The organism is uncultured Kordia sp., assembly GCF_947496985.1.
GTDB lineage: Bacteria > Bacteroidota > Bacteroidia > Flavobacteriales > Flavobacteriaceae > Kordia.
Map to the genome: position 1 here is coordinate 1 of NZ_CANMEZ010000014.1, position 20,867 is coordinate 20,867.

Sequence of the window (20,867 nt, forward strand, 5' to 3'; positions counted from 1 at the left end):
TTGTATGTCATAGTTTTGTTTTTGGATAAAAAGCAAAGAAAGGGATGTACTTGTAAGGACTACTATAAACTCTGAAAGTTTATAGGTTGCTTCTTTTGTGGAAAATGAACTAAACGATTTTTATCTTCTAACAAGTTAGTACCTACTTCCTGAGTATTATAATCTTCTGTAAAAGTACATTATAACGAAATCTTAAATAATTACATAAAATATAACAAATGATATTTTGAATCAGTTACAATAATCATAAATTCTAGTTAAAGATATCTTAAAATAGTGTCTTAATAGCTTATTAGTCTAGGCTTATTATTAATTTCACAGTCGAACTAATTAATCCAAACTATGTTAAGAAAAATACCACTATTTCTATTGGGAATACTGTTAATTTCTGTGACTTCTTGCTCTACAGCTAAAAAAGCTTCGGCAAGTAAAAAAGGAGCAGTAGCATCAGCTAAACCTAAGAAAAGACCTAAAAAAGGAGGAATCCAACCTTATAGTAAGGTAATTACAAAAAATGCTAAAAGTGATCCAGGTTTATTTACCGTTCATGAGTTAGATGATAAATTCTACTATGAAATTCCAGATTCTCTTTTTAATAGAGAAATGTTAATGGTTACAAGAATAGCAAAAACAGCTTCAGGGCTTGGTTTCGGAGGAGGAAAGCAAAACACACAAGTACTTCGTTGGGAAAAGAATAGAAAACAAGTTTTGTTAAGAGTAGTTTCACATGATGTAGTGGCAGCTGATTCTTTACCTGTTCATGAAGCTGTAGTCAATTCTAACTTCGAACCTATTCTATATTCCTTCCCTATTAAAGCATTTAGTAAGGATTCACTAAATACAGTAATTGAAGTTACGCCTTTATTTTCAAAAGATGTAAAAGCTTTAGGTATTCCTCAGTTTAGAAGAAGACAATACAAAATTTCAAGATTAGATGCTTCTAGATCATATGTTGATAAATTAAAGAGTTATCCTTTAAATATTGAAACAAGACATGTAAAAACTTATAATGCAGGAGCTCCACCATCAAATGGAAGTGTGGGATCTATTTCTGTTGAAATGAGTAATTCTATGATTTTACTACCAAAGAAACCAATGAAAAGACGTTATTTTGATGAACGTGTAGGTTGGTTTGCTCGTGGGCAAGTAGATTATGGATTAAATGCACAAAAAAGTAAGCGCGTTACATTTTTAGATCGTTGGAGACTAGAAGTTAAAGATGAAGATATTGAAAAATTCAAAAGAGGAGAACTTGTTGAGCCTAAGAAACAGATTGTTTATTATGTAGATAGAGCAACGCCAGAACAATGGAAGCCATATATTAAGCAGGGAATTGAAGATTGGCAAATTGCTTTTGAAGCAGCAGGATTCAAAAATGCAATCATTGCTAAAGATCCACCATCAGTTGAAGAAGACCCAGATTGGAGCCCAGAAGATGTACGTTATTCTGTTGTACGTTACTTAGCTTCTCCAATTCCCAATGCAAATGGACCACACGTAAGTGACCCAAGAAGTGGAGAGATTTTGGAAAGTGATATTAACTGGTATCACAATGTAATGAGTTTATTAAAAAACTGGTTCTTTATTCAAACAGCAGCAATCAACCCAGATGCACAAACATTAGAATTTAAAGATGAAGTTATGGGACGTTTAATTCGTTTTGTATCTTCTCATGAAGTAGGTCATACATTAGGTTTACCTCATAATATGGGAAGTAGTGTTGCATATTCTGTTGAAAACTTAAGAAGTGCTGAATTCACTAAAAAATATGGTACAGCACCATCTATTATGGATTACGCACGTTTCAACTATGTAGCACAACCAGGAGATGAAGGTGTTGCATTAATGCCAAATATCGGACCATATGATAAATATTCAATTAGTTGGGGATATCGTCCAATATTAGACGCAAAAACAGCTAATGACGAAAAGAAAACACTTGATAAATGGATTCTAGACAAAGCAGGTGATCCAATGTACAGATTTGGACATCAGCAAGCTGGAGATGTAGTAGATCCAAGTTCTCAAACTGAGGATTTAGGAGATGATGCTATGAAAGCTAGTGATTATGGAATCAAAAACTTAAAAAGAATTGTTCCTAACTTAATCAAATGGACTGCCAAAGATGGTAAAACATATGACGATTTAAATACAATGTATGGACAAGTTCTTGGGCAGTATAACCGTTACATGGGACATGTTTCTTCAAATATTGGAGGAGTTTACGAACATTACAAAACATACGATCAAGAAGGAGCTGTATATACACATGTAAACAAAGCAGATCAAAAGAGAGCTTTGAAGTTTATCAATGAAAACTTATTCCAAACTCAACAATGGTTATTGGACAAAGAAATTTTCAGTAAAACACAATATTCAGGAACTACAGAAAGAATTAGAGGAACACAAGTACGTACTTTAAACAGAATTTTAAGTTTAGGTAGACTAGCGCGTGTTATGGAAAATGAAACATTAAACGGCAATAATGCATATTCTATCTTAGAAATGATGCGTGATCTACGTAATGGTGTTTGGACAGAATTACGTTCAGGTAAAAATATTGATGCATATCGTCGTAACTTACAAAGAGCGTACGTTGATAGGTTAGCTTATTTAATGACTGCTGATAGCCCAAGAGGACCAAGACGTAGTAGTGATTATGTGAAATTTACACCACTTAATACAAGTCAATCAGATTTACGTGCTGTAGTAAGAGCAGAATTGAACACATTGAAAAGAAATGCCAGAAGTGCCGTTTCTCGTACAAGTGATCAAATGAGTAAAATACACTTAAGAGATATTGTAGAACGTATAGATGCGATTTTAGATCCTAAATAATATATTTCTCACATACATTATAAAAAGCAGCTTTCGAGCTGCTTTTTTTATACTGCAAAGACAGGAATAACTATTATATTCTTTTCAGAAAGATTATAAATACACTTAATTTTATATACATTTTCCCCTTAATATATGTATGCAATAATTGACTGTAATAGTTTTTTTGCTTCGTGCGAAAGAGCTTTTGATCCTGAGTTGATAGACAAGCCTTTGGCAATACTATCTAATAATGACGGTTGCGTAATCTCTCGAAGTAGAGAGGCAAAAGCGTTAGGAATTCCTATGGGCGCACCGCTTTTCAAGTACAAAGAAATCATTACGCAAAAAAATATTCAAATTAGATCGTCTAACTATTCTTTATATGGTGATATGAGTGAACGTGTAATGAAACTACTCGAAAACTTTTCCCCAGAAGTAGAAATCTATAGTATAGACGAAGCATTCTTGAAATTACCAGAATCTGATGATTATCAAAAAATAGGTTTTTCTATAAAAAACTATATCTATCAATGTACTGGAATTCCTGTAAGTGTCGGAATTGCACCCACAAAAGCACTATCAAAAGCAGCAAACAATATTGCAAAGAAATTTCCAAAAAAAACAGATGGTTACTATGTAATAGATACAGATACAAAACGAATCAAACTATTGAAATGGCTTCCTGTAAAAGATATTTGGGGAATTGGATTTGGAAATACCAAACGTCTACAACTGAAAGGCGCACAAACTGCCTATGAATTCACGAAACTCACGGATGATTGGGTCAAACGAAACATGTCTATAGTTGGTTTGCGATTAAAAAAAGATTTAGAAGGCGAACCTACGATTCTGTTAGAAGATGAATTACAAAACAAAAAAGCAATTGCAACAACACGAAGTTTTGAATTTACATTTTCAGACAAAGAAAACATGAAAGAACGCATTGCAACCTTTGCTTCTCGTTGCGCAGAAAAACTGCGAATGCAAAACTCTTCATGCAATATCGTTTTGGTGTACTTAAGAAGTGATCGAAACAAACGAGCAGATTCACACTATAGTGCTAAAAGATTACTAACCTTGCCACATGCCACTAATTCCACATTAGTAATCAATCAATATGCACAAAAAGCGTTAAAAGATATCTACAAACCAGGCATTAAGTACAAACGAGCAGGAGTAATACTAATGGGATTAATAAAAACAAATGCATTACAACTCGATTTATTCAAAAATGAAGATCCAAAACATAAACAACTTATGGCAACAATGGACGCGCTAAATGAAAAATATCATGGTCGAAAAATAAAACTAGGAAATCAAGATCTGCAACGGACTTGGAAAATGCGACAAGCACATTTATCACCAGAATACACAACAAAATTTAGTGATATCATTACATTAAACTGTAAAACAATTTAATACGAAAGAAGATGAAAAGGGAAAAGCAAAACGAAACATTGACGTTTTACAAATCTATCCAAGGAAAAATAAAACTTGAATTTGTATCAGAAGGAATCTCGGCAGGGTTTCCATCACCAGCAGACGATTTCAAAAATAAACGCATCAGTTTAGATGAAGAACTTATTAATGATGTAAATACAACCTATTATGCACGTGTAAGTGGTGAATCAATGATTAATGCAGGATTGGACAATAATGATTTATTAGTCATAGACAAAAGTATTCCTGCAAAGGATGGAAAAATTGCGGTTTGCTATGTAGATGGAGAATTTACAGTAAAAAGACTTAAAATAACAAAAGAATGCATTTATCTAATGCCTGCAAATGATAATTATAAACCTATTAAAGTAACAAAAGATAAGCAATTGCTTATTTGGGGAATTGTAACCTACGTCATTAAAAAAGTATAAAGAGTATTAAAAAACTTTCAAGGATCTAAAAAGTTAAAAATATGATGATTCTGTGAATTAAAGGTTAGATATATAGAACGTAGTGATTTTTCGTATTATATTTATAGTATTACTTAATTAATATTACCGATTTTATGAAAAAAAGTTACCTCTTACTTCTATTACTTACATGTTTTACCTCCAAAGTAATCTCACAAATCACATTTCAAGAAAATACGGTTGATGAAACCAACAACATTTATATTTCAACTACATTTTTTACTAATGAATATATGCTCAATTCTTCATATGCTGCAGATTTTGATGGTGATGGAGATATTGATTTATTACCTAAATCTCAACCATTATTTTGGTTAGAAAATACAGATGGTAATGGCTCTTTTACCACACAGCACCCAATTGATAATACAATAAGCAGAGTAAAAGATATACAAATGAAAGATGTTGATGGCGACACTGATTTGGATATAGTTTTGATTGGTTATGAAAGCATGGATTATTTAGTAGCTTGGTATGAAAATACAGACGGACAGGGAAATTTTGGCGCAAGACAATTGATTGGATCTGGACTTAGTAAAGAATCGTCAATTGTCATGGAAGACCTTGATGGAGATACTGATTTGGACATTGTAACAGCAGCAGTAAGCGGAAAAATAGTTTGGTATGAAAACACAGATGGTCTAGGAACTTTCGGAACAGAACAACTCATAACAAATGCTTCTTTCTCAAGTACCACAGCATTTATAGGAGTTGTGGCAGTTGATCTTGATGGAGATACAGATGTAGATATACTGTACAATACAAACGGAAGCCCTGATTCTAATATATATTGGTTAGAAAATACAGACGGACAAGGAACATTCGGTACTGAGCAATTAGTTTCTGATATATTTGGAGGATTACTTTATGTCAAAGCAGCAGATTTAGATGCTGATGGCGATCAGGATATATATGGACAAAATACTTTTGACGGAATAGTTTCTTTTAAAAATGACGGTTCAGGAAATTTCAGTTTTGGACAAACTATTGCCAATTCAATAATGGATTTTGCAGGAGTTGCAAGTGCTTATGACGTAGATAATGATTCCGATTTAGATATGGTAGTCGTAATACGTGATTTTGAACCTGCTTCTGCTATTAATTCCAATAGAGGTGCAATTATTTGGTACGAAAACACAGACGGGCAAGGAACATATGCAATTGAGCAAACACTTGGCTTTATACGCTTTTCTGGGGGAGATTTTCGTTTTAATTATAATGACTTTAATGGAGATAACTATCCTGACTTGGTATTCACTGGAGTAGATGGCTATGAACTTAGTTGGAATCCATATGAAGTAAGCTCAGGAACCTATGGAAATGCTCAAGGAGTTATAAATGATATCGAAGATATAGAAGAAGTCCTTTCTGTAGATATTGATGGCGATAACGATGATGATATAGTATTTGCTTCTAATGATTATGATCAAATTGCTTGGTATGAAAACACAGACGGATTGGGGAACTTTGGAGAAAAACGAATCATTTCTGCTTCATCAAATGGTATTAAATCTCTAATCGCTGTTGATATTGATGGAGATACTGATATGGACATTGTATCCGCATCTTCGTTTGATGATAAAATTGCTTGGTACCAAAATGATGGCTCAGGAAACTTCTCTACAGAACAAATTGTTTCTGATGTTTCTAACAATACAAGAATACTAAAAAGTGCTGATCTTGATGGAGATATGGATACTGATCTAGTTGCGGTAGATATTATAAATAAACGTATTGTTTGGTATGAAAATATAAATGGTTTAGGAAGTTTTTCAGCTGCACAAATTATCTCCGATGGACTTAATAATGTTTATGTAATGATAGTAGCAGATATTGATACTGATGGAGACGCAGATATTATAATCAATTCACCATTTTCTTGGTATGAAAACGATGGACAAGGCGCTTTTAGTACACCACAAATAATTGTTCCAAATAATCCTATGAAATACATAGTAGCTTTAGATTTTGAAGGAGACTCGGACATAGATCTTGTAGGGGCAAACTCTAATGGGATTATTAGAAAATATGAAAATACAGACGGACAAGGAACATTTTCAGAGATGGAAGTTATTGTTGAAGCTCCTTTAACCAGAAGCTTAGAAGTAATTGATATTGACGGTGATAATGATATGGACATTGTAGGGTCTTTCCTGTCTGGAGTTAATCAGGAAGAAGTACGAATTTTTAAAAATTATAACGGAACATTTACATTTCCAAATCTTATAGCGGATCAGATGACTTTAAGTGATATCACTACGGGCGATTTCGATGGCAATGGTACAATGGATATTTTATTTTCAGAAAATCATCCTAGTACTGGAGAAGGGAAAATAGCTTGGCTGGCAAATTTAGGTGTATTAGAAAATCATATTAGTGGTACCGTAACCTATGATTACAATAATGATGGATGTGATATAAATGATTATCCCGTTACAAACCTACTTGTAAACTCATCAGTGAATAACGCTTTCTTTACCACATTTACAGATGCCAACGGAACATTTGAGATAGCAGTAAGTGAAGGAAATGTATCAACTACTGCTTCAATAGGACTTCCTGATTATTTTGTAGCAACACCTGTTACTCATACTACTTCATTTAATGGTTCTAGTAATACAGATGATACGGCTAACTTTTGTATAACAGCAACCAATCAAGCCGATGATTTAAATGTAGTACTCTATCCGTTAAGTGAAACACGTCCCGGATTTGATACTTCTTATGAATTGGTATATTCAAATATAGGAACTCAGCCTGCAAGCGGAACAGTAACACTAGTTTTTGATGCTGCAATGATGAACTTTATAATGGCGTCAACTTCACCAGATACGCAAACAGGTGATACATTGACATTTAATTTTTCTGACTTATTACCTTTTGAAACAAGAACAATTACCATCAACACAAATATATTGCCTCCTCCAACAACTAATATTGGAGAATTGTTAACTACGACAGTTTCTATAAACCCGACAACTAGTGATGCTACACCTGACAACAATACATTTGAATTAGTCCAAACTCTCATAGGATCATACGATCCTAATGATATTGTAGTATTGGAAGGTGATGAAATTACAGTAGATCAGGCAGATGATTATTTACATTATATTATTCGTTTTCAAAATGTTGGAACAGCTTCAGCAATTAATGTACGTGTAGAAAATATCATTGATCAAGGATTAGATTTAACTACCTTACAAGTAGAATCAATGAGTCATAATGGACGTATAGACATTTTAGATGGTATACAAACAGTATTTACATTTGAAAACATCAACTTAGCAAGTAGTACAATCAACGAGCCTGAATCTCACGGATATATTGCATATAAAATAAAGCCAAGACCAAATTCGAGTGTTGGAACTATCTTTAGAAATTCAGCTTCCATATTTTTCGATTTCAATCTGCCAATTATAACAAATACTGTAACTACTGAAATTGTGATATCACTATCTACAGAAGATTTCGAAGCAGCAATTTTTCAAATATATCCAAATCCTTCAAATGATGTTGTATATGTAAACTCTCAATTCCCAATAAAAAATATATCCATTACAGATATAAATGGAAGAATTATAAAAACATACCAACCAACAACAATAAATACAAGGATTGAACTCTCTATAGCAACATTGAAAGACGGACTTTACTTCTTAAATATAAATTCTAATCAAGGAAGTACTGTAAAGAAAATTATAAAAAAGTAAAAGAGAAACTAATAAAAAATCACTTTTGAAAGCCTAAGATTTATATTAGTTTCAAAAGTGATTTCTTACATTTCACAATATAAAATTTGGAAACGCTTTATATGCTAACTCATACACTACCTTCCTTCCACTAACTGAGCGGTAAATGGAACCTGACGTAATTTTGGTGCTTCAAAGCCTTTCATTTTTACACAAAGTCCAAAAGCCACCAAGGCAGATGCAATAGCGCCTTCTTGCCAACCGGGTAACGAGGAAAGTTGATCTCCTACAATATAAAAACCACGATCACCTTCTTGTAATGTATTATAAACCCATTCTGCAGATTCATGCGGTGCGTGTTCTGTACGTTTTAAAATGCTACGCTTACGAATACGAAGAATATCATGATAATTCAAATTTGGATCTTTTGTTTGATCGTCAATCTTTGTCCAATCAACCCAGCCGCCGCGTTGTGTTTTAATATTTTGCCAAGCTACTGTTAATCCATGATCTAATTGATTTGCAAATGCCGGTCCGTGTAATTGTTCTGCACCATCTCTTGCTGCATCCAATCGCCATTGTGGTTCTTGATTTCCCCATTTAATAGCATTATCTGAAAAATTATAAGCGCCAGTCAAAATTCCTAAATTTTGATGATAATCATTTGATGGATACCACATTTGTACCATTGGATTTTTCGTCCAAGAAATTCCTCCAAAAATAGGAACTGTATTCTTATCTTCAGGATCTTGCCAGTACTTTCGTTTGCTTTGCCAACCTACTTTTACTGTCGGACGTAAAAAATCTTTATGATCAAAAACAATATGCAAGGCTTTCTCAAAATCAGGATTTGTAAACAAGCCAGTCGTAATCTTATCTTGTAACAATGGAATAGGCATGTTACTAAAGCATTTATTAGCAGTAATCGTAGCATTGGCATCTCCTTGTGCATAGCTCACAATATATTGTTCTTCTTTTCTAATAATCTTAGTTACTGGTGCGTTCAATATAATAGTTCCGCCTAACTTTTGAACTTCAACAGCCAACGCTCTAACAATCATGTCCATGCCACCAACAGGTTGAAACGAAGTTTGTTGCCACAGAAAATCATCGGGTTGATAAAAGCTCAAATTCCAGAACGCTGAATCTAACATCTTTGTAAAATCAAGTTTAGGAATAATATTCTCTTCTTCACCCAACATGGTTTTTCCAGGTAGTTCTGTATAGCCAGATCGTGATGTTTTCTCAAAGATTCCGCTTTCGCTTAAATCGCCAAACTTCTTCAACCAATCTTTAAACTTAGCTTCATTGCCTTCTTCTTTCTCTAAAGCATCCGTTAATGGCTTTATAAAACTTAAAAACTTTTCGTATTTCGTAGCATCTTTACTTTCTTCAATCACCTTTAACAATTCAGGCAACGCATATAAAAACTGAGAAAAATATCCTCTTGGATCATTTGCTAGCCTACGATTCACAATCGTTTTAGGGTTTCCTTTTCCGTCTGTAAATGCTTTTCCATCGTATACTACATTCGATCTGCTTTGCATTACATACACCTCTAGCTTTACACCTAATGTTTTACAATAGTTTAAAACATCTCTGTGTGCAGAAGGAATACGTCCTGGACCACAATTTAAATATGGCAAATTGTACATATCTTCTACAGTAAAATTGCAGGTTTGTGTATAGCTTGTTCCGGGTTTATTTTCAGGATTCTCTGTAAAACTATCGCCAGGTCTAACGGTAAGACTGCGTCCGCCAACTCTATTTAATGCTTCTAAAACGGTTACTTTATACTTTGTGTGTTTCAATAATTCATACGCTATAGACAATCCTGCTACGCCAGCTCCAAGCACTACAACTTCTTCTCCTTCGCCTATTGTATCTGCAATAAGTGAGGAGCCACTTTTTCGTTCTAGAATTTGTGATTTATCCCAATTAGTAGTATACATTTCAAGTTCACCACCATTTTTATCGGTTTTTCGTAAAAAGGTCATTGTTGAAGAAAATTCATTTTCATTCATGATTTTAGTTTTTTGGTAGTTAAATAATATGGTATTAATATGCAATGAAGTTAATTAAAAAAAACAACAATATGTAGGAATAATACTAACTTAATGAGTTGTTTAAAAAGATGTATAAGGTTTCTTTCAAATTTTAAGTATCGTAAGAAATAGGCAGTAATAAAAAAGTTGTGCAAAAGTGTAATAAATAATTCAATTAAGACTCTAAAGAATAAATCAACAATAATTACACATATGAAATTGAAAATAGAATGTATTAAATATACCAAAATGAATACAGTTGTGTATGAATACTAAAGAGCAATATTTTAAAGAAATTTATGAAGGTTTAAAAGATAAAATCTATCGTCTTTGTTTAGGTTTTATGGGAAACAATGCTGATGCAGACGATTTGTTTCAAGAAGTCTTAATCAAAATTTGGAACAGTTTAGATAGTTTTAGAGGTGATAGCACTATCAATACTTGGGTGTATAGAATTACCACAAATACAGCGCTATTATCAAGAAGTAAAATTAACAAACTAAAAAAGAAGCATACCAACTTAATTCCTGAAAACTTAAAAATAGAAAACAACGAAGAGGCTTCTCTTTTTGGGCAAGAACAAATTAAAAAATTATACAAAGCAATTTCTTCCTTAAAGGAAATTGACCGAATTATCATGAGTTTAGTATTAGAAGATATTAGTTATAAAGAAATTGCTGATATAACGGGAATTAGTGTTTCTAATGTTGGCGTAAGAATTAATAGAATTAAAAAAGCATTAGCTAAGAAAATATAAGAAAATGGAAGAACAAATTTTAAAATGGAAAAGTATGTGGAAAGAACAAAAAGTAAACTCATTAAACACAAATGAATTAATAGAACGATTAAATAAAATTGAGAAAAAGGCGAAATTTCAAAGAGTAAAACTCATTACTGCTTTACTAGTACTTGCAGTAGCTTCTACATTATTACTATCCGAATTATTAGCAAATACATTCTACTTACTATCTTATATATTAATAACAATAGGTATTGCTGTAAAATTAATTCCGTTATACAAAACTAATTATAGAATGATTACTGATGAATCGGGCTTTAATAATCATGACTTCATTAAAAAATTAACCCAAAAGATGAATTTCAAAACAAAACATTTATTACTATATATGTTTATCATGATACTAGCCTTAAATATAGCTTTACTTGGATTGTATGAAAAGGGAACAATTTTTAATTTTGAGATTACTGATAAAAATAGAATTTACTATCACCTAGCAACCATTATTCTTTTTGTCATTGCTTACATTATAAATAAAAGAAACATGGATGCTAACAAAAAAGAAATAGTAAGCTTGATTAAAGATTTAGAAAATAATAATTCGTAAAGTTATAGCGTAATGTAAAGCTAACTACCTATTCTTAATTTAAAAGATTATTTTTTAAGTAATTCATCAAGAAGCGTTTCTAAATAAACAAGATCACTTTCAGTAAAATCTTGTACTTTCTTCGTCTTTTTGTCAAAAGTAGGAGGAATTCCTGCGCCGATATAATGAATAACGCCATCTTTATCTACAATAATAATCTTTGGATAGGCTTGTACTCCTAAATCTTTCTTTAAAAAAGATTTTGCATTTACCAAATGATCAAAAGTATAGGTAGTAGTTTTTAAAAACTGAGTTACTTTTTCTTTAGAGTCAAAAGTAATTGATCTAAAATCAACTTTGTCTTTATATTTTTTATGCAATACATTCAAGAGTGGCATTTCGCGTCTGCACGGAACACAATTTACAAACCAAAGATTAATAAAGGTTATCTTACCTTTTAAATCTTCTTCTGTAACTTTTTTACCGTTTACATTTCGGAGTTTAAAATCAGGAAACGGTTTATGTTCTAATTTATATAAACGTTCATTTCTACTAGGTTTAGCATCAATTTCATATTTAATAATATGAATAACAGAATCCTTTTTTTTAATTGTGTTGATAATCTTATAACTCGTAGTAGCGGTCATAGTACTACTTTTCGAATTTGTAGCAATATTCAAACTTTCAATACGTTTATCTAAGGCTGCTTTTGTATAAGTTTTCTTCCCAGTTTTCGTTCTATAAAATGCTTGTGCATGAATAGTATGGACACAAAAAATAAAAATAGTAAGTGTAACGAGTTTCTTTAGCATAGCAATAATTAGGAGATTCAACAGCAAATAATACTTCAATATACATCAAATAATTTAAGCCAACTTGCAATTTTACAGCAAAGTATTTCTAAGAAATCTAATCATTTAAAGTACTATAGGCGTTTACGCTGAGTTTAGTAGAAGTGAAGTTGAAAACAAAATAGATTGAGCAGCGACGGAATTACGCTTTAATAAAATCTTCATACTCATAATAAAAGGCTTCAAACTTTTGCATGTTCTCATACAAGAACACCATCGTTTCTTGCCAAGTATTCTTATTATGAATAGATACCTTGTGTTTTTCTATATAAATCCTTGAAATTTCTTTTCCGTTATCCAATACATAATCTTCAGCAAAAATAGCATCCGGAAGAAACTCGTCTGTAAAAATGGTTTTCAATGAAATCATCTTATCCCAATACTTAATACGATTTTCAATATTCTGATCTTCAATATCAAGCGAAACCATTGCTTTTCTCTTATCAAAATAAAACTTAAATGAAAAATCGCGAATCTTTGTATTATACAAAATCCACTTGCGTGGAAATGACTTTCCAAAAGAAATCCAAAAATCTTCTCGTAACTTTCTTGATTCTGCTTTACTAAACATAAAAAATAAAATTTTTTATTCCGTGTTTAGCACGGAATCTATCATTAAGTATTATTTTCATTCCACACTATACACTGAATTTATCAAAGTGCAATGCAGAATTTATTTGTACGCAAAAATAACTTTCTTTTTTGTAAATAATACACAAGAAGCGTACTGTATTAAAAAATCTAAAAAACGGATACAAGTGCAGTAATTAAAGACAGCTTTCGCATTTCCCAATAAGTAATACTTGAGAAAAATTTATTTGCCTATTCGGAATCATAGGAATCTTAATATCAACAGACAAACAATCAACCTTTCCACAATTTTGACATTGAAAATGTGGGTGTATATCAATATGTTGTTTAGCGGAACAACCGTGACAGGTTGCATACCATTTTAGTCCGTCCTTATCCATAAAAGAGTGTACAATACCATCATTTTGTAAACGTTCCAAAATTCTATAAATGGTCGTCTTATTCATCTTTTCTTTCAAAAGATCAATTAGCTGTACAGCAGAAACTGCATCTTTATTGTTTTCAAAAATAGCTAATAAAGTTTCTACCGATTTTGTTTTTCTTATAACTCCCATAACACAAATTTAAGACAACATAGTTGCATTAACAAAAATATTAATTACTTTTGCAACCAAGTTGCATTAAGTATGATTTTAAATAAAAGTAATCCAGATGTTATAGGAGCGTTTACAAGTAGTCTTTGTTTACTACATTGTGTATGTACACCGTTCCTATTTCTAGTACAGACACACGCAATTAGCCATGATGTCTCCGCGCCGTTTTGGTGGAAAACATTAGACTTTGTCTTTCTCATTATTTCGTTTATTGCTATCTATTGGTCAAGTAGGACTACTAGCAAACAATGGATGAAATCCGCTTTGTGGATCACATGGCTGTGTTTGTGCATTATTATTATAAATGAAAAACTAGGATGGTTTTCTATTCCTGAGTATGCTATTTATCTTCCTGCTATAGGTTTAGTATTTCTTCATCTATACAATAAGAAATATTGTCAATGTCAAGAAGATAAATGTTGTGTAGTACATGCCAAAAAACCTATATAATACTATAGGTTTATCAGGATTAGTTATGAACTCAATAAAATGAAAAATTTCAACATCATACCATTTAAAAAGTTTCAAAACTCTTCAAATTATCAACTAATTGAAGACGGAATTTATAATGATTTAAATGATGTTGAAGGATTTTCTACTTACCGAACTGCTGTTGCTATTACATTTGAAAAAGAAAAACTTCCTAAGCAAGCAGTAGAAAAACAACTAGAATCGTACTTTGTATACATAGAAGAAGCGTTGAATTTTGATGAAAATAAAACGTATTTCTATGTCATCGGAGGCGAGTTAGAAGATCTTCAAAACTTCAAGTCTATCATTCAAAAATAGACAAATGTATTACACAAAAAACGCAATAGCTGTTGCAGCAATAATGACTAATAACTTTGTCAAATTAAACTTATGACCTTCTGAGCTTTCAAACAATATCGTAGTAGATATATGTAAAAAGATACCAATAACTAACGACGTAATTTGATTTTCATACACTTCTAAAAAAGTCAATTGTTCAGACAATAAACTACCAAGCGGCGTCATTAAGGCAAACAAAAACAAGAAAGCGAATATAAGTGTTTTAGATATTTTCGATTTATAAAAAAAGGTCGTTAAAATAATAGCAATAGGTATTTTGTGCACTACAATTCCATACACCAAATGATCGTGATGATGCATAGGGAAACCTTCTAAAATGGCATGAATACTCAAACTAAAGAATAACAACCACGGAAACTTACTATTATCTTTATGAATATGTACATGTCCATGTTCGGCACCTTTAGAGAAAAACTCTAGGAAAATTTGCAACAAAATTCCTGCCATTACAAAAATACCATAACTACTTTTATATTCACTGAACACTGAAGGCAACAAATTAAAAATAGTAATTGCCAATAAAAAAGCACCACTAAAAGCAAGTAGTAACTTCATGTGTTTCTTTTCACTAGGGCGAAAAATAGTTACAAAAACAAAACCGAGAACAACGGCTAAAATAGGAAGTATGTAATGCATCATTTAAAAATCATAATAAGTCTATTGGAAGTTTTTCTATTAAACTTTCCTAAACTATAATCTCCAAAAATAGCTAATAAATCAATACCAGCCGTCGTAAAATACGATTCAAAATCTTTAAGTGTCAAAGCCTTCACTTTTTCGGTATAATGATGGTTGCGGCCGTTGGCTTCAAAACGAATATCTTTATAAATAAAACCATCTTTTACATAACGATGCAGGCGAAAAATAATATCATCTACCTCTTTAATCTCTTCTTCTACTAAATTATCAATAATAAAATCAGCATTCAAAAAGTCAATCACACCAAAACCTTGTTCATTCAACTCGGTTTTAATAGATTTTATAGTGCGCAAATTGTCTTCTTCGTGCTCAAAATAGCCAAAACTTGTAAACAAATTAAACACCGCGTCAAACTGCTTTGGATACGGTTTACACATATCATGCACTTCAAACTGCAAAGAATCATTGGCAAACTGCGAAGCAAACTCAATACTATTGGGCGACAAATCTACACCCGTAACATCATACCCCATTTTATTTAAAAACACAGAATGTCTTCCCTTTCCACAGGCAAGGTCTAAAATAGTACCATTTTCTGGCAAGTTTAAAAACTCTACCAGGTGTTTCATAAAAGCTTCTGCCTCGTCATAGCCTCTATCTTTATATAAAATATGGTAGTACGGTGTGTCAAACCACGATGCGTACCAAGTTGTTTCTTCTTTTTGCATACTATTAATTTAGGGTTTCCTTTGTACACTTCTACTGCGTTCAGTGTAGCAAAGGTCAGGCTTTCAACGTTATCTTTTTAGTACATCTTAGCTTCGCTCAATGTTCTAAAAAGGATGCTGTTTCTATCCTTAACCCAGTTTTCTACTAAACAATACATTTAATAGATTGCAAAATTAACATATTTTGCGCTTTTGTAGTCGTGACAACGGTGAAATAATTTCAAAAATAGCGAACATATAACGTGTTTACTGTATAGAAAAAACAAATAATCATCTCCTATAGCTTTGATTTCAGCTAATATTCCTATAGTTTTAGCAACGGAAAAAGAAAATTGCTCACATTACTCAAAAAATACTATGAAAGACAATCTCAACAATATGGCAGGTTTGGATATATACTTATCCAATATAGCTAATGAAAAAGATGCTCAAAAAACATCGGAAATTCAATCTATAAATTACAAAACTATGCCATTAATGAGTTGGGATATTTATATGGAAAACTACCATAAAATGTTGCAAGGAGCCAAGAAGAATGTAGAACTAAAGCAAGTAACTAACTTAGCTAAAAAATACAATTGGCAAAACGATTTAAACTTGGTATTTTCTGAGCATGACTATGAAGCAGTAATCATTACAGACGTTAACCAAAACATTATATGGGTTAATGAAGGGTTTTCTACCATGACGGGATATTCTCAAAAATTTGCTTTAAACAAAACACCTAACTTTTTACAAGGTGAGCAAACCTCTCAAGAAACTAAAAACAGAATTCGACAAAAAATTAAGCAAAACAAGCCTTTCAAAGAAATCATCATAAATCACAAAAAGGACAAAACACCGTATACCTGTGAAGTAAACATTATACCATTATACAACAATGAAACTACACATTTCATAGCATTTGAAAAGCAAGTTGTATAACACATAAAAAAAAGCTGTCCAAAAAGTAGTTAAAAACGTCAATCTGTACCTGATTCAGAATCTTACCTAACGAACAATCAGCTGTTGTAAGATGCAGAATAAGTTTTGACTTAACTATTTTTTTTAACCTATTAGACAAGCTCTTCTTTTACATATATTAAGAAAAGTGTTTAGCTTTCTTCTTTTCCAACATCTTCTTTTGCTGTAGTAACTAAACCTGTACTAGCGTTTCCGTATACAGGACTTTCATTACGTAAAATATCAATCACGCATGCAAAATTCTCTTCCTTCATATATGGAGTTTCTTTACGTTTATTTCTAAAATCAATAAAATAGAACTTCCCTAAATCTACTTTTGGGTTCCAAACAGCTTGATATCCGTTTAACTTGGTTCAACCTTTTGTTCCTTATGGATGATGTGGCATAACTTTTTTATTTAGAGGGTTAGTTTTATAACATAAAAACACTGGTTATCAGTGTGGTACATAGTAGGAGAATGTGTTTTTTATCAAATACATACGCTACATAATGTTAAAACTACGTTGTACACAATATGTATATGGGAATTTCACTTTTTTAATTGTTCTATAAGTAGTAGTCATGAAAAACAACAATCATATACATACTACCTACGGAAGAATATAAAAAATACTAGATATAGTTGGTGTGATTTCCGATTTGGAGTTTGTACGTTTCATTATTGTTAAAGCACGGTAATGAATAAAACTAGGTTAATACGTATAACATATTCCAAACGCAAGCAGTTTATTATTTTTTAATAAACTGCTTTTTTTATGAGCACAACTACTTCCTTCTTATACTTTTCTGTAATCACTTCAACAGCATTACAAAGTTTCTTCTTAGTTGTAAAAAATTAAAAACACGACGTTTATGAAGTATTTACTACGCTTATGCAAAACAGTATGCAAATTCAAAATAACTATTAGATATTCGTACCAGACAAAAGAAGCGATCTGCACAGAACATCGCTAATATTAATTTAAAGAAGTAAACATATGTCTATCAAATTTAAAACTATTACGCGTAAAAATCCAAGGGATTTATCAGCACCAGAAAAGTATTATCCAAGCTCTGTAACAGGAAGTGTATTGGACTTAAACGAATTAGCCGACTTAGTTGGCGACGGATCTACCGTACGTCGTAATGATGTATATGCCGTACTAATAGGCTTAGTAGATGTAGCCAAAAAGCAATTAGAGTTAGGAAACATGGTTCGTTTGGGCGATTTAGGAAGTTTTTCCATCAATGTATCCAGTACAGGAAAAGATACGGCTGCAGAAGTAACGGCAACAAGCATAGAGAAGGGAAAAATAATTTTTAGACCTAGTGCAAATTTAAAGAATATGCTAAAAGCATTGCGCTATGAAAAAGTAGGAGAGTCTACTACGTAAACATTGCAAATTGCAGGTTTAAAAAAAGACTCAAAATAGGAGGAAACCGACTCCTTGTTTTTATTGATTAAAAATTCTATCTAAATCTTTTACAGATTTTACCAAGATAGAATTTTTTTTTGTCTTGATGTTTTGTACAAAATGTCAAGACAAAATTTTATTTTATCAAGACATTTTTCAGGGCTTCTCAAAGCCCAGTGTTTATAGGGTATGCGAGAAGGCATGAAATTGTCACATCGAGCGCAGTCGAGATGCCTTAGTATCTGTAATCTTTCTTAAATCTTTTATTGAAAATATATGGTTAGTTACGGTTTTCCGTAAGGTGTAGAGTTTGGTATTAGGTAGTTTCGATGTTTATATAATTGAAGCAGTTTATAAAGTTTAGTAATATGAAGATATGTAAAATACTATTCATTAAATATATTTAAAATAGCTAAAAAATGAGTAAAGAGAAAAATCAATTTACTGGACCTAAAAAATATTTAGAAAAGAGTTTTTTAGAAGAATTGAATTACAAAATATGGTCAACAAAAGGCGCAAGATTTAAAGCAGATAAAAGGTTGAGAGCTAAAGCAAAACTATCAAACATTACTTTAGCAATAATATCAGCTTATCTAATTATCGCTAGTTTAATATCTGTTTATAGTATTGATAATAATAGTAATGAAAATTTGATTAATTATGCTATTACAGCTCTTTCAATATTACTCTTAGTGGTAAGTCAATTTGAAAACTCTCAGGAGTATAAATTGAATGCAAGAATTTTTCATGATTGTGGACTTGAATTATCTGAATTGTATAATGAATTACGGATTTTTAAAACATTAAAGAAAAAACCAACTGATTACGAAGCTTATGTCTTTAGTAAAAAATTATCTGAAAGATATCAAATTGTTCTTAAAAATTATCAAAATCATTCTTCGATCGACTATAATATGTTTAGAGTGAGTAATTTAGATTATTTTGATACAATTGCTACTTCTGAAATAAAAAAAATTAAAAGGAAATATAATTGGGGAATTTATGGTTGGTATACAATAATGATTGTTATAATTCCAATTATAATAATTATTATTAAAGTAATTTGAATAATATGATTTCATCTATAAAAAGCCTGTATAAGTAATAAGACTATTAAAAACAGTAGTTTCTTTTTATGTAAATTCTTCAACTTATTAAGAATCTCTTAGATTTGTAAGAAAATCATATGTCATATAATGAACATATGTTCATTATACACACGTTGGCAAGCATAAAAAATGATATTCAAGAAAACAAAAAGCAATCTATTTGACCACTTGACAGAGCCTCAAAAACCTTGGGGAAACCGTACAGTGATTTCTGCGGCTGGAATAATAGCTGGTGGATGGACAATTGATAACAAAATATTTCTTCTATCCTCTGATGGATACTCTATTTCTAATCCCTTAACAGGAGAAAGAGAAATAAGGAATCGAGATGAAGAAAACACAGCAATGTCAAAGTTCTCCAAAGACAATCTTGAATTTACAATTGATGAATTAAATCAAACCATAAAGGTGTTTGGATTAAGAGGCGGAAACGGAAATCACATAACCTCAGACCAATGGAATCTGGATTCATTTCACCTTGGAATTGGAGAACAAATTGTTGGGCTTCGAAATTTCAGAGACAGAAAAAATGAACCTCAATATTGGAAGAACTTTGATTTAATAAAATTAGAAAGATTGGAAAATTTCACATTGACATATGGATTTTCACCAAACGAAAAACACTTTGGAATCTTTGGCTCTGGTGGAGCAGAAATATTTAGTAGAGAATAAAAAACGACTTGCCAACAAGGTGTATAGCCAATAAGGCATTTAGAGATAAATTGAAAGTCCTGTTCTTTTGAGCAGGCAACGCCAAAACAAAGTTTTGACGTTTAACAAAAAAGAAAATTAAAAGTAAAAACATTTGTTTTGGCTTAGTGGTAAACCGAAAGTGAAGTGCTTCGAATCTGCCCTACTGTCCATGCACAGAACGTTACCCAACATAAGACCAACCATACTCAAAAAAATGAAATCAATAGGAATTAGAGCAACACCAAAAGAAATATATTTTGCGATTGTTGAGCAGAATGTAGAGGAGAACAATGTTATAACCATAGATAAACTGATTTTACCTCTATCATTAGAAATACCTGATAGACTTAACTTTGTTAGGAAAACCATAATTGATATTATAAATCAATATGACGTTACAAAAGCTGGAATAAAAGTTACAGAGGGCAACGCTCAAAGGTTAAGCATTGAAAGAATATCCATAGAAGCTATAATCCAAGAATTATTTTCAAGTTGTTCTGTCCAAAAATATTTCGGAGGTAATATTTCAAAAATTTCGAGATTATTGGGACTTTCAAACAATGGAGATTTAAAGAAAATTATAAAAGGAGAAAGTATTCCATACAATTTAGAATTTCTTCAAGAAAATAATGAAACACAAAGAGAATCAGTATTATCAGCACTTGCTGCATTAAATTTATAAA

At 31.6% G+C, this 20,867-nt stretch carries 20 protein-coding genes; 13 read left to right on the plus strand and 7 right to left on the minus strand.

The features are described 5' to 3' along the window. The first annotated feature begins 342 nt into the window (after positions 1-342). The 4 genes from Q0828_RS23015 (at position 343) to Q0828_RS23030 (ending at position 8,443) form a co-directional block, all read left to right on the plus strand. Positions 343-2,838 (plus strand): zinc-dependent metalloprotease, encoded by a 2,496-nt coding sequence (locus Q0828_RS23015; RefSeq protein ID WP_298427319.1) that lies wholly within the window; start codon positions 343-345, stop codon positions 2,836-2,838. A gap of 135 nt (positions 2,839-2,973) precedes the next feature. Beyond that, positions 2,974-4,239 carry a Y-family DNA polymerase gene (locus tag Q0828_RS23020; RefSeq protein WP_298427322.1) on the plus strand — a complete coding sequence of 422 codons (1,266 nt, stop codon included), beginning with the start codon at positions 2,974-2,976 and terminating at the stop codon, positions 4,237-4,239. Between the two features lie 11 nt (positions 4,240-4,250). Further along, on the plus strand, positions 4,251-4,691 hold the full coding sequence (umuD, locus tag Q0828_RS23025; RefSeq protein WP_298427325.1) for a translesion error-prone DNA polymerase V autoproteolytic subunit: 441 nt from the start codon (positions 4,251-4,253) through the stop codon (positions 4,689-4,691). A 134-nt stretch (positions 4,692-4,825) separates the two neighbouring features. Next, the gene (locus Q0828_RS23030; RefSeq protein ID WP_298427328.1) at positions 4,826-8,443 is read left to right on the plus strand and encodes a T9SS type A sorting domain-containing protein; all 3,618 of its coding nucleotides are present in this window, start codon (positions 4,826-4,828) and stop codon (positions 8,441-8,443) included. A 116-nt stretch (positions 8,444-8,559) separates the two neighbouring features. On the opposite strand, the gene Q0828_RS23035 is transcribed toward Q0828_RS23030, so the two are convergent. Further along, positions 8,560-10,446: an FAD-dependent oxidoreductase gene (locus tag Q0828_RS23035; RefSeq protein WP_298427331.1), complete on the minus strand. Its 1,887-nt coding sequence runs from the start codon at positions 10,444-10,446 to the stop codon at positions 8,560-8,562. A gap of 286 nt (positions 10,447-10,732) precedes the next feature. Here Q0828_RS23035 and Q0828_RS23040 point away from each other — a divergent pair, with 286 nt between their 5' ends. Together Q0828_RS23040 and Q0828_RS23045 are read left to right on the plus strand one after the other, a co-directional pair. Beyond that, on the plus strand, positions 10,733-11,224 hold the full coding sequence (locus tag Q0828_RS23040) for an RNA polymerase sigma factor (protein WP_298427334.1): 492 nt from the start codon (positions 10,733-10,735) through the stop codon (positions 11,222-11,224). A 4-nt stretch (positions 11,225-11,228) separates the two neighbouring features. Next, a complete protein-coding gene (locus tag Q0828_RS23045) occupies positions 11,229-11,813 on the plus strand; it encodes a hypothetical protein (protein ID WP_298427337.1) in 585 nt (194 codons plus the stop codon). Positions 11,814-11,860: 47 nt separating this feature from the next. Here the strand turns inward: Q0828_RS23045 and Q0828_RS23050 are convergent, their stop codons facing one another. The 3 genes from Q0828_RS23050 to Q0828_RS23060 form a co-directional block, all read right to left on the minus strand. Then, positions 11,861-12,604: a TlpA disulfide reductase family protein gene (locus Q0828_RS23050; protein WP_298427340.1), complete on the minus strand. Its 744-nt coding sequence runs from the start codon at positions 12,602-12,604 to the stop codon at positions 11,861-11,863. Positions 12,605-12,785: 181 nt separating this feature from the next. Then, positions 12,786-13,214 carry a DUF4268 domain-containing protein gene (locus Q0828_RS23055; RefSeq protein WP_298427342.1) on the minus strand — a complete coding sequence of 143 codons (429 nt, stop codon included), beginning with the start codon at positions 13,212-13,214 and terminating at the stop codon, positions 12,786-12,788. Positions 13,215-13,410: 196 nt separating this feature from the next. Continuing rightward, the gene (locus Q0828_RS23060) at positions 13,411-13,788 is read right to left on the minus strand and encodes a transcriptional repressor (RefSeq protein ID WP_298427345.1); all 378 of its coding nucleotides are present in this window, start codon (positions 13,786-13,788) and stop codon (positions 13,411-13,413) included. A 72-nt stretch (positions 13,789-13,860) separates the two neighbouring features. On the opposite strand from Q0828_RS23060, the gene Q0828_RS23065 reads away from it, so the two are divergent. Further along, the gene (locus Q0828_RS23065; protein ID WP_298427348.1) at positions 13,861-14,277 is read left to right on the plus strand and encodes a MerC domain-containing protein; all 417 of its coding nucleotides are present in this window, start codon (positions 13,861-13,863) and stop codon (positions 14,275-14,277) included. Positions 14,278-14,316: 39 nt separating this feature from the next. Next, complete coding sequence (locus Q0828_RS23070) at positions 14,317-14,616, plus strand: hypothetical protein (RefSeq protein ID WP_298427351.1); 300 nt, start codon at positions 14,317-14,319, stop codon at positions 14,614-14,616. A gap of 9 nt (positions 14,617-14,625) precedes the next feature. Here the strand turns inward: Q0828_RS23070 and Q0828_RS23075 are convergent, their stop codons facing one another. Continuing rightward, positions 14,626-15,297 carry a ZIP family metal transporter gene (locus Q0828_RS23075; RefSeq protein WP_298427355.1) on the minus strand — a complete coding sequence of 224 codons (672 nt, stop codon included), beginning with the start codon at positions 15,295-15,297 and terminating at the stop codon, positions 14,626-14,628. Further along, entirely contained in the window at positions 15,294-16,025 is a 732-nt protein-coding gene (locus tag Q0828_RS23080) for a class I SAM-dependent methyltransferase (RefSeq protein WP_298427358.1), read from the minus strand. The genes Q0828_RS23075 and Q0828_RS23080 overlap by 4 nt, the downstream gene beginning before the upstream one ends. 357 nt (positions 16,026-16,382) lie before the next feature. Here Q0828_RS23080 and Q0828_RS23085 point away from each other — a divergent pair, with 357 nt between their 5' ends. Continuing rightward, positions 16,383-16,949 carry a PAS domain-containing protein gene (locus tag Q0828_RS23085; protein WP_298427361.1) on the plus strand — a complete coding sequence of 189 codons (567 nt, stop codon included), beginning with the start codon at positions 16,383-16,385 and terminating at the stop codon, positions 16,947-16,949. Positions 16,950-17,119: 170 nt separating this feature from the next. Here the strand turns inward: Q0828_RS23085 and Q0828_RS23090 are convergent, their stop codons facing one another. Continuing rightward, on the minus strand, positions 17,120-17,242 hold the full coding sequence (locus Q0828_RS23090) for a hypothetical protein (protein WP_298427364.1): 123 nt from the start codon (positions 17,240-17,242) through the stop codon (positions 17,120-17,122). Between the two features lie 723 nt (positions 17,243-17,965). On the opposite strand from Q0828_RS23090, the gene Q0828_RS23095 reads away from it, so the two are divergent. The 4 genes from Q0828_RS23095 to Q0828_RS23110 all read left to right on the plus strand — a co-directional run bounded on the left by Q0828_RS23095 (position 17,966) and on the right by Q0828_RS23110 (position 20,866). Beyond that, positions 17,966-18,361, plus strand: coding sequence for an HU family DNA-binding protein (locus tag Q0828_RS23095; RefSeq protein ID WP_298427367.1), 396 nt, complete (start codon positions 17,966-17,968; stop codon positions 18,359-18,361). Between the two features lie 440 nt (positions 18,362-18,801). Continuing rightward, positions 18,802-19,449: an SLATT domain-containing protein gene (locus tag Q0828_RS23100; RefSeq protein ID WP_298427370.1), complete on the plus strand. Its 648-nt coding sequence runs from the start codon at positions 18,802-18,804 to the stop codon at positions 19,447-19,449. 171 nt (positions 19,450-19,620) lie between these two features. Beyond that, positions 19,621-20,163 (plus strand): hypothetical protein, encoded by a 543-nt coding sequence (locus tag Q0828_RS23105; protein ID WP_298427373.1) that lies wholly within the window; start codon positions 19,621-19,623, stop codon positions 20,161-20,163. 235 nt (positions 20,164-20,398) lie between these two features. Next, entirely contained in the window at positions 20,399-20,866 is a 468-nt protein-coding gene (locus Q0828_RS23110; protein WP_298427376.1) for a hypothetical protein, read from the plus strand. Position 20,867 lies beyond the last annotated feature (1 nt).

Excerpts from the sequence above, each read along its gene's own strand:
- Q0828_RS23040 (WP_298427334.1), top strand. The coding sequence starts at position 10,733 with ATGAATACTAAAGAGCAATATTTTAAAGAAATTTATGAAGGTTTAAAA.
- Q0828_RS23065 (WP_298427348.1), top strand. The coding sequence starts at position 13,861 with ATGATTTTAAATAAAAGTAATCCAGATGTTATAGGAGCGTTTACAAGT.
- Q0828_RS23035 (WP_298427331.1), bottom strand. The coding sequence starts at position 10,446 with ATGAATGAAAATGAATTTTCTTCAACAATGACCTTTTTACGAAAAACC.
- Q0828_RS23110 (WP_298427376.1), top strand. The coding sequence starts at position 20,399 with ATGAAATCAATAGGAATTAGAGCAACACCAAAAGAAATATATTTTGCG.
- Q0828_RS23060 (WP_298427345.1), bottom strand. The coding sequence starts at position 13,788 with ATGGGAGTTATAAGAAAAACAAAATCGGTAGAAACTTTATTAGCTATT.
- umuD (WP_298427325.1), top strand. The coding sequence starts at position 4,251 with ATGAAAAGGGAAAAGCAAAACGAAACATTGACGTTTTACAAATCTATC.
- Q0828_RS23070 (WP_298427351.1), top strand. The coding sequence starts at position 14,317 with ATGAAAAATTTCAACATCATACCATTTAAAAAGTTTCAAAACTCTTCA.
- Q0828_RS23105 (WP_298427373.1), top strand. The coding sequence starts at position 19,621 with ATGATATTCAAGAAAACAAAAAGCAATCTATTTGACCACTTGACAGAG.
- Q0828_RS23020 (WP_298427322.1), top strand. The coding sequence starts at position 2,974 with ATGTATGCAATAATTGACTGTAATAGTTTTTTTGCTTCGTGCGAAAGA.
- Q0828_RS23080 (WP_298427358.1), bottom strand. The coding sequence starts at position 16,025 with ATGCAAAAAGAAGAAACAACTTGGTACGCATCGTGGTTTGACACACCG.
- Q0828_RS23095 (WP_298427367.1), top strand. The coding sequence starts at position 17,966 with ATGTCTATCAAATTTAAAACTATTACGCGTAAAAATCCAAGGGATTTA.
- Q0828_RS23075 (WP_298427355.1), bottom strand. The coding sequence starts at position 15,297 with ATGATGCATTACATACTTCCTATTTTAGCCGTTGTTCTCGGTTTTGTT.
- Q0828_RS23045 (WP_298427337.1), top strand. The coding sequence starts at position 11,229 with ATGGAAGAACAAATTTTAAAATGGAAAAGTATGTGGAAAGAACAAAAA.
- Q0828_RS23055 (WP_298427342.1), bottom strand. The coding sequence starts at position 13,214 with ATGTTTAGTAAAGCAGAATCAAGAAAGTTACGAGAAGATTTTTGGATT.
- Q0828_RS23030 (WP_298427328.1), top strand. The coding sequence starts at position 4,826 with ATGAAAAAAAGTTACCTCTTACTTCTATTACTTACATGTTTTACCTCC.
- Q0828_RS23090 (WP_298427364.1), bottom strand. The coding sequence starts at position 17,242 with ATGAAGGAAGAGAATTTTGCATGCGTGATTGATATTTTACGTAATGAA.
- Q0828_RS23015 (WP_298427319.1), top strand. The coding sequence starts at position 343 with ATGTTAAGAAAAATACCACTATTTCTATTGGGAATACTGTTAATTTCT.
- Q0828_RS23100 (WP_298427370.1), top strand. The coding sequence starts at position 18,802 with ATGAGTAAAGAGAAAAATCAATTTACTGGACCTAAAAAATATTTAGAA.
- Q0828_RS23050 (WP_298427340.1), bottom strand. The coding sequence starts at position 12,604 with ATGCTAAAGAAACTCGTTACACTTACTATTTTTATTTTTTGTGTCCAT.
- Q0828_RS23085 (WP_298427361.1), top strand. The coding sequence starts at position 16,383 with ATGAAAGACAATCTCAACAATATGGCAGGTTTGGATATATACTTATCC.